The organism is Shewanella surugensis, assembly GCF_023284005.1.
In the GTDB taxonomy this organism is placed as follows: domain Bacteria; phylum Pseudomonadota; class Gammaproteobacteria; order Enterobacterales; family Shewanellaceae; genus Shewanella; species Shewanella surugensis.
Genome location: NZ_JAKIKS010000142.1, coordinates 1 through 13346 on the forward strand (window position 1 = coordinate 1; position 13346 = coordinate 13346).

At 41.2% G+C, this 13346-nt stretch carries 10 protein-coding genes; 3 read left to right on the plus strand and 7 right to left on the minus strand.

Features of this window, described 5'->3' with window-relative positions; genetic code table 11:
• Window positions 1–105: 105 nt before the first annotated feature.
• From L2764_RS27895 to L2764_RS23085, 7 genes are all read right to left on the minus strand, one after another.
• A complete protein-coding gene (locus L2764_RS27895) occupies window positions 106–234 on the minus strand; it encodes a hypothetical protein (protein WP_283107142.1) in 129 nt (42 codons plus the stop codon).
• Between the two features lie 518 nt (window positions 235–752).
• Entirely contained in the window at window positions 753–1223 is a 471-nt protein-coding gene (locus tag L2764_RS23060; protein ID WP_248942670.1) for a MarR family winged helix-turn-helix transcriptional regulator, read from the minus strand.
• A 189-nt stretch (window positions 1224–1412) separates the two neighbouring features.
• The gene (locus tag L2764_RS23065) at window positions 1413–2132 is read right to left on the minus strand and encodes a TorF family putative porin (protein ID WP_248942678.1); all 720 of its coding nucleotides are present in this window, start codon (window positions 2130–2132) and stop codon (window positions 1413–1415) included.
• A gap of 132 nt (window positions 2133–2264) precedes the next feature.
• A complete protein-coding gene (locus L2764_RS23070) occupies window positions 2265–3458 on the minus strand; it encodes a BCCT family transporter (protein ID WP_248942671.1) in 1194 nt (397 codons plus the stop codon).
• A 306-nt stretch (window positions 3459–3764) separates the two neighbouring features.
• Entirely contained in the window at window positions 3765–5465 is a 1701-nt protein-coding gene (gene betA, locus L2764_RS23075) for a choline dehydrogenase (protein WP_446539687.1), read from the minus strand.
• 12 nt (window positions 5466–5477) lie between these two features.
• Window positions 5478–6941 carry a betaine-aldehyde dehydrogenase gene (gene betB / locus L2764_RS23080; protein WP_248942673.1) on the minus strand — a complete coding sequence of 488 codons (1464 nt, stop codon included), beginning with the start codon at window positions 6939–6941 and terminating at the stop codon, window positions 5478–5480.
• 796 nt (window positions 6942–7737) lie between these two features.
• Window positions 7738–9318 (minus strand): isocitrate lyase, encoded by a 1581-nt coding sequence (locus L2764_RS23085; protein ID WP_248942674.1) that lies wholly within the window; start codon window positions 9316–9318, stop codon window positions 7738–7740.
• Between the two features lie 110 nt (window positions 9319–9428).
• On the opposite strand from L2764_RS23085, the gene L2764_RS23090 reads away from it, so the two are divergent.
• The 3 genes from L2764_RS23090 to L2764_RS23100 all read left to right on the plus strand — a co-directional run bounded on the left by L2764_RS23090 (window position 9429) and on the right by L2764_RS23100 (window position 13024).
• A complete protein-coding gene (locus tag L2764_RS23090; protein ID WP_248942675.1) occupies window positions 9429–10382 on the plus strand; it encodes a LysR family transcriptional regulator in 954 nt (317 codons plus the stop codon).
• Window positions 10383–12199: 1817 nt separating this feature from the next.
• Entirely contained in the window at window positions 12200–12676 is a 477-nt protein-coding gene (locus L2764_RS23095; RefSeq protein WP_248942676.1) for a hypothetical protein, read from the plus strand.
• Between the two features lie 105 nt (window positions 12677–12781).
• The gene (locus tag L2764_RS23100; RefSeq protein ID WP_248942677.1) at window positions 12782–13024 is read left to right on the plus strand and encodes a hypothetical protein; all 243 of its coding nucleotides are present in this window, start codon (window positions 12782–12784) and stop codon (window positions 13022–13024) included.
• Window positions 13025–13346: the final 322 nt, after the last annotated feature.

Genomic DNA, 13346 nt, shown 5'->3' on the forward strand with positions numbered 1-13346 from the left:
TATTGGTTTTTCATTTGAGAACCTTGGCCGATTTTGTGAGAGATTGAAGCTTATAGGCAGCTAACCCTCTTTTCTATACCAAAGTGTGTCGGTTATTATGGCAATCTAAGCTTTAACCAGTCCTTTATTATTATTGTCGATTTTAATAATGTAGCGATTATTATCAATCTCGGCAATTGCCGATAAACTTAAACTTGCCGTTGTGATCAGTGTGGCTATTTTTGACAATCTCATTTATCACCTCTTTAACTTATATTTTATTTTTAATCATTATTAAATAATGTTGCACATTAAATTATATTTATTAAAGGCGGGAGACAAAGTAATTTACATATGGCATTTAATTGTTATTAGTATCCTTGCATTTAAAATGAGGTTTTTTGATTCCACGCTTTAATTGTGTGATTTTAATGGCTTTTATTTAAAGTTTATATTGTGTTACTCAAGGTCGATATATTTAAAAAGTAGAATAAATACTTTAACTATGTGGTGTTAGAGGGGGTAAGTTGTAAATTTTTTATTGTTAAGTTCAATTTTTTATTTGAAAGGTTATCTTGAATGATTCAGAAGTGGCTTGAAGGAGAGTCTTTTTGAGTCATTAAAGTCAAAGCATAAATGGGGGAGTCGTTAATATTCAACATATCATTTTCGTACATTTTAGAGCAATGAATAAATTGGCAGTGAATACTGCCAATCAAAATGAACCTTAATGGTTAAGTCTTTTAAATAATCTGAATTCAGAAAAGACACTTTTATTCTTGAATTTTTCCAACGAGTAATACTGGGGCGGCATCAAGATCTTCAGCATCCATCATACTGGCAATACGTTCAATAGAAGAGAGCAATTGGCTTTGTTCCCACTCATCGAGCCCTTGGTAACGTTTGATAAAATGTTCTTGCAATGGCTTAGGCGCGCCATTAAGAATCGCTTGCCCATTGTCACTTAAATATAAATGCACTTTACGTTTATCAGTTTCACTGCGCTGGCGATTGACGAGGCCACGACTTTCTAATCGATTAATGATGGTGGTGACCGTCGCTGCACTTAAGGTGATTTCTTCGGCGACTTGCTTAGCAAGAGGGGCATCGAGCTGTGCTATTTTTTGCATAACCATTAGCTGCGGCCCAGTGAGTCCCGATTGTTTATTAAGCTGACGAGAATGTAGATCAATGGCGCGAATAACGCGTCTTAGCGAGATGAGTAATTGTTCGTATTTTTCCATCATAACTCCCACTTAATTGATGATCGCATCATACTTGAAAACCGGTTCATACTTAAATTGTTCACGTGAACTTTTAGCGTTAATTTAATTAAGAGCTAATATCAACGCATCGTTATCATTTTATCGAATGATGATACGCCGATATTAACTGTTATTTAACGGCTTTATTTTGAAATATACTTTCTCAAATTAAAAATTAAAGGTTTTGGCAACAGACACGACAAAACGTGCATCTGAGACATTTTTTCCAGAAACATATAAATCCATATTGGTATCTTCTGCTGATACTGTTAAGTCAAATGACTTCACATTAGTCATGTATGCGATGCGATAATGGTTATAGGCACGATCGTCTCCCCAAGGCCATTTGTCTTTATCGCCAGAGGTTGAGCGATCGAAGCTAAAGCGAATATCATGACCTTCAGCTAGCGTAAACGTATGTGCCGCCATGCCGATGTAATGACTGCCACCATAACCGAAATAATCCCAAGTGTACCAAAAGTTTAATTCACTGTGACCAATTGATGAGTCATAACCAAACTTAGTGTAAAGCTCTGGGTAGTTATAATCACTTGAAGCGTCATCACCATGATATGTATAATAAGCCAGACCCGCATCTAAACTGAACGTGTTTGTTAGTTGAAAGTATTTACCGCCATAACCGTCAAGCTCTAACCACGTGCTGTCGCCACTACCAAAATCGACATTTGAAGTGAATGCACCGACGTACCAACCATTATCTGCCGCGTAATCAAGGCTGGCTTGTAAAGCAGGATTATTGTTAGTTTGGCTGACACCGTTAAACATATAATCCGAGGTGGCGGTTACGGTTGAAGACAATGCCGCATATGCATTGGATGTTGAGGCTAATAAGCCAACAGACGAAAGTATTAAAAGCGTTTTGCTCATTTTTGTTTTGAGGTTGTTTTTCATTTTATTGTTATCATCTTAGTGAGTGAAAGTAGTCACATGTTAAAGTCAATGCATAGACTAAACTGTCCATGCATTGATAAAGTATTTTATTATTGTTCAGTGTGTTTATTATTGTTGAGGCGCTTCTTGGAGCGTGGTACGAATACTTAGGCCTTGCGTGTAATGCTTGTACAGCATATAGCCACAACAGCTAAAGATAAGTGCAATATTCAAGGCGCCAATCCATTCAATTTCTAAGAAGTTCAATTGGAAAAGTAAAGTGAGTGCTGACATCAGCACCAAATTACCAATGAAATACTTTAGTTTACCGAAACGCTCAACTGATAGGTTTAAGTTATCGGTATACAAGCGGATCAAAGAATCGAGCGAGTTGATCACAAAGGTAATGCCGACAATCACCATCGCAAGGTTATAAAAACCAGTTGTGTCAAGGCCGTGAGTACTGTAGTAATAAAGTACAGTGAACCAAATCGCGATGGGGATAGAAGGAAATATCATCATGGCCCCTAATACTTGATAGGCTTTCAATCCACCCACAAAACGTGAGGTAAATTGACCAATCATGATACTCCAAGCAAACCACCATAATAGATAAAATTCATGATAGTCATTGATGGGCAAGACAAAGTGGTTGAGGTTAGTGAAGTAATCACCGATCAGACCAAAAGTGCTAAAAAATTCGCCGACATTTGACTCTGGCGATAAAAACGCACCTGCCCACATGCATGCAATCAGACCGAGGAAAAGCCAAGTACTGCTTAAGCTTAAAATGCGCACGTAGCGGAGACTAATACTAGAATAGACCGCAGCGGCAATGACGGCGAGCACAATTAAATAGAAGGTTGGGACGATAGTGCTACCATTACCTATCTCGGGTAAATACCAAGGTAAGTTCGATAGTAGTAAATAAGCCGTAAAGGCACAGGTGCCAATGATCACGACGTTATTAATAAATTTCACCCAAGCGAGTTCAAAGAATTTGACTTTAGGCTCGATGACACAAAAGTAAAAACAGGTCAGGAAATAAAATCCCCAAATAAGGAATCCCCAAAAACCAAATTCAATGGCTAAAGGGTTACTAAAGCCGTATTCTGGACTGGCGACCACATCAGCGTAACCGGCAAATTCGGTTAGCGGGAACATGATCAATCCGACATCTAAGCCTGAGGTAAATAAGATGGCGATAAAGGTGAAGGTGCCGACGGGGTTTTTCCCGATGCATTCTATATTGCCCCAGCGATAAAGGACAAAAACAATGGCAACGAAGGTAAAAATAATGCCCATTGATAGCCAAAGAGTCATTATAGCCTCCTAATGTGGGTAAGTTGAGTTAATATCAAGTGTGATCCCTTTTAATGATTAAATATCAAATGATATCGCTCTATACCCAAGCGATCTGGTAACACAATTGATAAGGTCGCTTGGGTATAGCAGTGAGCTAACGTATTCTTGATCTTGTTAAATCAAGTCACTAAAGTGTGAATATTAACTGCACGATAATCATGGTTAATGTAAAAACCCTTTTAGGATGAAACTTTCGTTACATTACTTTTTAAAACAGGGTCTTTACGGGCCTTACCCCCCAAGTATATTGGGGGTATTTTTTTGTTATAAGGTTGACGCTATTTTTCGTTTCGCCTGTTGGGGCCGCTGCAAATGTAAATCATTAGCGAGTTTGACTGGCGCATGTTCAGCTATAAGTGGCGCGCGTTCAAGAATAAGATCCGCCGCTTTCTCAGCTAACATAATGGTCGGCGAGTTAAGGTTACCATTAGGTATGCTCGGAAAAATGGAGGAGTCGACAACTCTTAATCCTTGCATGCCATGGACGCGGGTATTGGGATCGACAACCGCCATACCATCTATGCCCATTTTACATGAGCAAGAAGGGTGATAGGCGCTTTCGACCGATTGTCTCACGAATGTATCAATCTCTTCATCGGTTTGAATATGCAGACCGGGTTGAATTTCTTCACCGCGATATTCATCCAGAGCAGGCTGATTTATGATCTCACGGGTTAATCTGACGCACGCTCTAAATCCTTCAATATCATCTTGATGCTCAAGATAGTTAAACTGGATACGAGGCGCGGTTTTAGGATCGCTTGAGATTAAGTCGACACTACCACGACTTTTGGGCTTATTATGGCCAATATGCACTTGGAATCCGTGACCCGCAAAGGCTTCTTTACCATCGTAGCGCATCGCTGCAGGCAAGAAGTGATATTGAAGATCGGGCCATTCCAGATCGGCTTTGGAGCGAATAAAACCACATGATTCAAAATGATTGGTTGCGCCCAGCCCACTTTTGTTGAGGATCCAGCGGGTACCGATAAACAGTTTATTGAGTGGGTCGAGCTTGCCATTGAGTGAAATCGGCTTCAGGCACTTAAATTGAAAGTAAAATTCAAGGTGATCTTGCAAGTTTTGGCCGACCCCCGGTAAATCATGCACCACTTCCACACCCGCTTGAGTGAGCTTGTTTGCTTCACCAATACCGGATAATTGCAAAATATGCGGTGAGCCGATGGAGCCAGCGCTCAAGATCACTTCTTTTTGACAAAAGATGTCTTGGACTTTGCCTTTACGCTCAACGCGCACCCCTTTAGCTGTTTTTCCTTCGCAGAGCACTTTGTGAACCAATGCATGCGTGATCACGGTTAAATTGTTACGTTTCATTGCCGGACGTAAATAAGCATTAGCCGTAGAGCAACGCACGCCTTTTTTGACCGTCATATGCATGGGGCCAAAACCTTCTTGCTGGGCACCGTTATAATCAGCCGTGGCTAAGTATCCCGCGTCAACGCCCGCGTCAACAAAGGCTTGGTAAAGTGGGTTTTTCATTTCATTACCGTTATTGACGGCAAGGGGGCCTGAATCACCTCGGTAGTCGTCGGCGCCAAAGGCCCAAGACTCTGCTTTTTTAAAATAGGGCAGGCAATGGGCATAATCCCAATCCGTTGCGCCCAGCTGCTGCCATTGATCGAAGTCTTTAGCATGGCCGCGAACATACACCATACCATTAATGGATGAAGAGCCGCCTAAGACTTTCCCGCGAGGGCAATGCATACGGCGCTTGTCTAAAAAGGGCTCTGGCTCAGTTTCAAATTGCCAAGCATATTTTGCCGTATTCATTGGGATCGACAGTGCCGTAGGCATTTGGATAAAAATACTCTTATCACTGCCGCCAGTTTCGAGCAATAATACTTGATTGTTCGGATCTTCCGATAAACGATTGGCTAATACGCATCCTGCTGAGCCTGCGCCAACAATAATATAGTCGTACTGGTGTTGATTATTTGAGCCTATCAAAACAGATCCTTAAAATGGACTTTCTAGGGGGTGTAATCCCACATAAATCGCTTTCGTTTGAGTGTAATGTTTCAGTGTCTCGGTGCCATTTTCGCGGCCAATTCCCGATAACTTATAACCCCCGACAGGCATTTCAGCTGGCGATGCCCCGTAGGCATTGATCCAACAAATACCGGCTTGTAATTGATGAATGACGCGATGTGCTCGGGTAATATCTTGGGTAAATACTCCCGCAGCCAGACCCATTTTCGTGTCATTAGCGCGTGCAACCACATCTTCTTCGTCTGTAAAGGTGAGCACTGACATCACGGGGCCAAATATTTCTTCGCGGCAAATGGTCATGTCATCTGAACAATCCGTGAAAATAGTTGGCGCGACAAAGTAGCCATTACTGGCATTATCAGGCTGCAGTGCATGGCCGCCTGTGAGCAAGGTGGCGCCTTCTTCAATGCCTTTACTGATATAGCCAAGCACTTTTTCTTGATGCGGTTTTGAGATCAGTGCGCCAAAATTTGTCTCTGGTTGCATCGGATCACCACAAATAATGTTGTCATTGGTTCTTTGCACTAACTTTTCAATAAATTGCGGGTAAATATTTTCATGCACAAAGACGCGGGTGCCATTGGTACAAATTTCACCTTGGGTATAAAAGTTACCGAGCATGGCTGCAGAGACGGCATTATCAATATCGGCATCATCAAAAATGATTAATGGCGATTTGCCGCCTAATTCCATAGTGACACTTTTTAAGGAACTTGCAGCAGAAGCCATGACTTTTTTGCCCGTGTTCACTTCGCCAGTGAAAGATACTTTTGCAATGTCGGGATGATTGGTGAGCCATTGGCCGATTTTTCCATCGCCTAATACCACATTAAACACACCGTCAGGTAAACCTGCCTGAGTAAAAATCTCAGCCAGTTTAAGCGCGCCTAAAGGCGTTTCTTCTGAAGGCTTGAAAATCATGACATTACCCGCGGCTAGCGCAGGCGCTGATTTCCAGCATGCAATTTGTAAAGGATAGTTCCAAGCCCCTATGCCGGCACAAATTCCTAAGGGTTCACGGCGAGTATAATAAAAATCCCCGCCGACTTGTTGTTGACTGCCTTCAAGTGCTGAGGCGATATTAGCAAAAAACTCAATGGTGTCGGCACCAGTCACCACATCAACCACACTGGCTTCTTGCCAAGGCTTGCCGGTATCTTTCACTTCGATTTCGGCTAAGGTGTCATTATGCTCGCGTAACAGGCTGACGGCTTTTAATAGAATACGATTACGTTCAACCGCACTCATCTGTGACCATATAGCAAAACCTTGCTTGGCACTGTCAATCGCGGCTTGCTGGACTTTCTCATCGCTAGTGTCTACATGGTAAATAATCTCACCCGTTGCAGGATTAGTGACGCTAAACGTGTCACGGCTCTCGTTAGCCAAATATTGACCATGAATATAACTGTGATAATGGGGTAGGGTCATGATGCGCTCCGTACGACATGAAAGGAGTGTGAGTTAATGGCATGATTAACACCACAGGCCGACTTTGGTTTCATTAAAGGTGATAACAAAGCAAACACTTGGGTTAATGAGAACTTTTTCCATGCCAAAACAAGAAAAATACACAAAAAAAACGAATTAATGGTTAGTAATGTCAGGGTATGGGGCAAGTGAAACAGGCCCAGAAAAACTGCTACCACTTTCATTATCATCCTCTCTATAAGGCCCCCCAGTGTCTTTCGTCTTTTATTTGTTGCCCTTATGTTTTCGTTGTGTTTCTTTTGTGGCGAATTGTTCGATGTGAGTAGCATAAACAACCATAAGTAACTGTGTCAAAAAGTGACGAATTTAGGTGGCGAACCCCTTTAATGGAGCCGTATACTAATACTTAGAGTTCAAACTATCAATAAAAATAAACCTCCCAGTACAAGCAGATGCAAATTAACCTATGGCGTATTTCTGCTTTGGATAACGCTAACTTACTGGTTAGCATTGAATTAAAGTGAGTTAGGAAATAGTTAGATTTGAAATTATTTTTTTAAATTTCTGTTTGAAATGTGTACTCTAAAAGGGGGGCTAAAGTGTGTTGTTGAGATAACTGATCCATTTTGTTCGAGGAACAGCAATGATGTTTTTTGTAATGTTTTTGGTCAATAGAAGTGTATTTTTTGTTTAAGTCATCATGATAAAAAGCCAAGCGATTGTTTGGCTTTTTTGTCGATAATTACCGCATTAAAATGGGACAATTATCGACAGACTCATCATCGCTATAGTCGGGTTAGAATTGATTCATGGTATTGTCTTTACCCGAGGCTTTCAGTGCCTGATCACCAGAGAAATATTCTTTATGGTCATCGCCCATGTCTGAGCCTGCCATGTTTTGATGTTTAACGCAGGCGATACCTTGACGAATTTCTTGGCGTTGCACATTGGCCACATAACCTAACATGCCTTGGTCACCAAAATATTCTTTGGCTAAATTATCGGTGGATAACGCGGTAGTATGATAAGTGGGTAAGGTGATCAAGTGATGGAAAATTCCTGCTTCTCGAGCTGAATCTGCTTGGAAAGTCCGAATTTTTTCATCGGCTTGTAGAGCCAGTTCACTGTTATCATATTCTATGCTCATCAAATCAGCGCGCTCGTAGGCGCTAACATCTTGGCCAGCATCGTTCATAATATCGAAGATTTGTTGACGGAAGTTCAAGGTCCAATTAAATGATGGTGAGTTATTGTAAACCAGTTTGGCATTGGGCACGGTGGCACGAATGGCATTCACCATGACGCCTATCTGTGCCACATGGGGTTTTTCTGTTTCAATCCACAATAAATCGGCACCGTTTTGCAGTGAGGTAATGCAATCAAGCACACAGCGGGCTTCACCGGTACCACTGCGGAATTTAAATAAACCATTGGGCAGGCGAGTGGGTTTGACCAGTTTTCCCTCTTGCTTAAAGACCACATCGCCATTGCTAATTTCATCCATGGTGACTTCAGTGACATCCAAGAACGCATTATATTGCTCGCCTAAATCGCCAGGCTCATTGGTCACTGCAATTTTTTGAGTGAGTCCAGCGCCTAATGAATCGGTACGGGCGACAATGACACCATCATCAATGCCTAATTCTAAGAAGGCATACCGTACCGCGTTAATTTTGGCTAAAAACTCCACATGGGGAACGGTGACTTTACCGTCTTGATGGCCACACTGTTTAACGTCAGATACTTGGTTTTCAAGTTGAATACAGCAAGCGCCTGCTTCGATCATCTGTTTTGCCATTAAATAGGTGGCTTCTTCATTACCAAACCCGGCATCGATATCGGCAATAATCGGTACCACATGAGTCTCAAAGTTATCGATTTTGGCTTGAATGGCGAGTCTGTCACTGCCTTGGGCTTGATCCAGTTCACGAAATAGGCCGCCTAGTTCGCGGGCATCGGCTTGGCGTAAAAAGGTGTATAGCTCTTTTATCAGCGAGGCAACAGAGGTTTTTTCATGCATTGATTGATCCGGCAGTGGACCAAATTCAGAACGAAGGGCCGCCACCATCCAGCCTGAAAGATATAAGTAACGACGCTTGGTGGTTAACAAGTGTTTTTTAATTGAAATCATTTTTTGCTGACCAATAAAACCGTGCCAGCAACCTAAAGATTGGGTATATTGCGATGAGTCAGCATCATAATTTGCCATGTCTTCACGCATAATTTTTGCGGTGTACTTAGCAATGTCCAATCCCGTTTGGAATTGGTTTTGTATTCTCATTCGTGCAACGGACTCGGCATTAATCGCGTTCCAGGTCTTGCCCTCAGCATTAACCAAGCTTGCAGCTTTATCTATCTGGTTTCTATAGTTCGACATAATAATTCCTTTTTCACAAATTGATTAGCAGCATTTGATTACCTGTCAAATAGTAGTAATATTATGCTAAATTAGTCTAATTTATAGTTTCTATTTTCGGTATTTATATTATGAATATATCTCGTATTGATTTGAATTTATTGGTTTATTTAGATGTTTTGTTACGTGAAAAAAATGTTACACGTGCTGCCGATCAACTGGGAATAAGTCAACCAGCCATGAGTAATGGTTTGAAAAGGCTAAGAACTTTATTTAATGATCCGTTACTTATTCGGACCAGCCAAGGAATGACGCCAACGGAGCGGGCAACCGAGTTAGAGCCTACCATTCGTGTGCTCTTAATTGAGTTAGAAAAAGCGGTGCAGCCCAGAGCTGAATTCGATGCGAGCATGAGTGATAGGGTGTTTCGGATCATGGCCAGTGATTACGCCGAAGCCACGTTACTGCCACTACTCATTGCGAGGTTACGAAACGAGGCTCCCAATATTATATTGGATATCATGACACCCAGCGACGTGAACTTCCCTGATGTGGAACAAGGCCGAGTGGATATGGTGATTAACCGTTTTGACAGCATGCCACAATCTTTTCATCAGAAGGTGCTCTGGCGGGATGATTTTAGTTGTTTGATCAGTGAAACTAATCCGGTGTTGACCGACTTTAATTTAGAGCATTATCTTCAAGCGCAGCACGTGTGGGTGAGTAAAACCGGTATGGGCGTGGGGGTGGGCATGGATCCGGCGGATGTACAGCGTTTAGGCTGGGTCGATGAAGCGTTAACGCGTATTGGCAAGCAGCGGCACATTACCGTGTTTACTCGTCATTACCAAGCCGCCTGCTCGTTAGCCGAGCGGCAAGATTTGATTGCCACCGTGCCGAGTAAAATGGCCCGTCTTCAACAAAATAATCCCCGTATGCGTATCGTTAAACCGCCGTTTGATATTCTGCCGATTGAGTTGACCATGGCGTGGAGCCCGCTGTTGCAACATAATCCCGGTCATCGCTGGATGCGAGAAATGCTCACCGAGACGGCGAATACCATTGATAAGTTTCAATTACGCTAGAATCAATGTCAGAAGAGTGGAGGCCTTTGAATGAAGGCCAACATTTTTATGTTAGCTTTTAACTCTATTGGTATGGAGTCGTGTGGTGATAATTGAACCTTCATGGGTGGTTATCGCTTTCAGCCGGATTAAGGTCGTGAGTTCCCCTGACACAGGGGCAAGAAGGACTGCTCGTCCTTGACGATATCCTTATCTAATGGCCAGTTCAGCATCCGTGCTTCTCGCTCAAAGCGGTCATTGTTATTACCTTCGCCCTCCTTGCATCCACCATAACGCCCTGCGAAATTACATGCAATTGAGTAGAGGCTTCATGCTTACCCAAAAAATCATTAACGCTTTCGATGGAACGTCCTGTCCCGCGAAAGCTAACCGTATATCCTTATACGCTTCACATTATTTTTTAAACGCATTTCAGCAATTTCGATGGGGATCTAAAAACCAAAGTTGTGGGTTTCTTCGAATTAGCGGTGTTTTACTAATAGCACTACCTACATTCTATCTTATATAAAAGATATAAAAAATTGTCAATCAATGAGATAATAGAGGGTTTAGTATGAAAGACTGATGTTTGAGGTAGTATTTGTTGATAAGATTAACTCACTGGTATTATTGATTTATAAGTTATATAAAGGCTTATAAATTCATATGCTGTGAAAATATTTGATAGGAAGACTTAAACCTGTTGTAGCGTCAGTGCTTGCTGTTAGAAACTACGTATAACATGTTTATGCCCAAAGTGAGTTAGCCTGCAAATGTAGGTTGGTGACATTGAATGTAAACTTCGCTTAATGGAACATCATAGCCTTATTGGTTTGAATTGCTGCCGCAGGCTGAAATATATTAAGCTTCGCTTATATGGAAGGTCGTGGACTCCCTCCACACTGGGATTAGGAGGACTGTTCGTCCTAAGGATATCCATATCTAAAGGCCAGTTCGACATCCGATGTCTCTCGTTCAAAGAGGCCAATATTATGGCCTTCGCCCTCTAACAACCACATTGATGCCCAACGGATGTTTGCTTTCAAATGAAAGCTGAGCACATTTTTGTGTGATCCCTTGGTTCATTGGTTCATTGGTTTATTTGATATTAATAATGTGTGTTTGTTAGTCGAATTTTCATGGATATTGATTGCCTGCCGCAGGCTTATGTGCAGATACAGATACAGATACAGATACAGATACAAATACAAATACAAATACAAATACAAATACGAAACGCCGCAAGCACTTCCCTGTGGGCTCTGCTAAAACCTCCCTGTTTTAGAAGTTCGCTATTGCATCTACACGGGGTGTTAAGAGCAAAAGAAAAAATCAAAATTAAAAGCAAAGAGAAAGCCAGTGGCTTTCTTCGAATAAGATATTGATAGTACCTGATAAATTAACGCTAAAATAGCTACTTACATTCTAATTTTGTTCAAGGCTAAACAAAGAAAAAGGCGCTTTTCAATGGAGTATTAGTGGAGTGTGTGATTGAAGGGGGAACTTCAACTGTGGCGGAATTTTATTGGCCTTTCTGAGTATTTGTTATTCAATCAGTTGTGAAGCAGATCATGGATTTACTCCTGTTTTCTTATTTCTTTAAACAATTAATTTACATAAGTAACGTTTGAGAGTACTTTTGCTGATTAATGTGCGGGATCGTCAGTAGTGAAGTTATTGGTTTCCATACTTAATAGAGTAAATGATGAAATACAGTATGTTAGTGATGCGTCTTTTGACTAATAGAGGGCAGGGATGAGTACTGGGCTCTTGGTTAATAAAGAGCTGTAGTAATCGAGCATGCGCACTATACAAAGGTTAAATATTTTGGAGTTTTGATGAAGTTTAATGTTTCAGATTTTGGTAAATGTGGTTTTTTGGGTTTTATTTGTACTGCAATAATTGTCGCTGTACTTGCTTATACAACAGGTGGACGATTTTCATTTGGTATTATTAGTGCTGATTTCTCAGAAGAGACTTCAATCTTAACCAAGAAAATTGAAACCCAGCAGGATCAGATAAATGTATTAGAGAATAAAAACAAAGCTCTAAAAACAATGATGTCAGCAACTGATCTCGAGCCTGTTTTAAAGTTTGAGATTGAGATTGATAAATTTACTGATAAGTATGGTGAAGTTAAAACATCATGGGTAGATACTTCTTGTGAAAATGATGATACAAAACAGCTTATAAAATTAAAAAGAGAATTAAAAATACTAGAGGGTAAAGCTCTTAATTTAAATTTATACGATAGTTATGATTCCTTTTTTAACAGTTTCAAAGGCGGAACATTTAACCTTGAGTGCCGCAGCTAATGTATAACAAGTCAATCAATGTCGCCTTCGGCTGGACAACCTTAAGCGTGGCTTCGCCATAAGGCTGCACATTATTGAGGCGTTATAAGCCTTCGAGGGTTTAGTGTGGAATTAGATTTTATTTATAAAAATGTTTCTGTGAATGAGTTTTCAGTTAAAAGGTGTGCTGACTCATTCACCGTTAAGTTTACATTCTCTTCCACTGATAAAGATGTTTATGTAAAGTTATTCGGTGTACGAGATAGCAGTGATTTATGCGAGATACTTTCAGCAGATAGGTTATGGGTTGAAAAAGCTGATGGAAATCAAACAGAGTTTGGTAATTTTTTATTGGGAATATCTCACTAATATTACACTGAAATCGTATTCGATAATTTAGGCGTTCAAGGCTTATAACTAATAAGGATAGGCGCGCGAAGTCGCGTCCTTGTTTTTGAAAGAGGCAAGTGTACTCTTATTAACGTGAGGAGCCCGAGGCTGAAGTTTAGTCATACTCTTTATGATGCAAATAGCAGAACGAGGGCTCGCTCTGTTTGAGTTGATGTTTCAGGCGAAGGATCTAGGGGGCGTTGACAATTACGCTAACCAAATCATAGAAGCAGCTAATTGAAGCGTCCCTAAATAGTACTTAGCCTTTCTCTCATAGCGCGTAGCCACTCTACGGAACTGT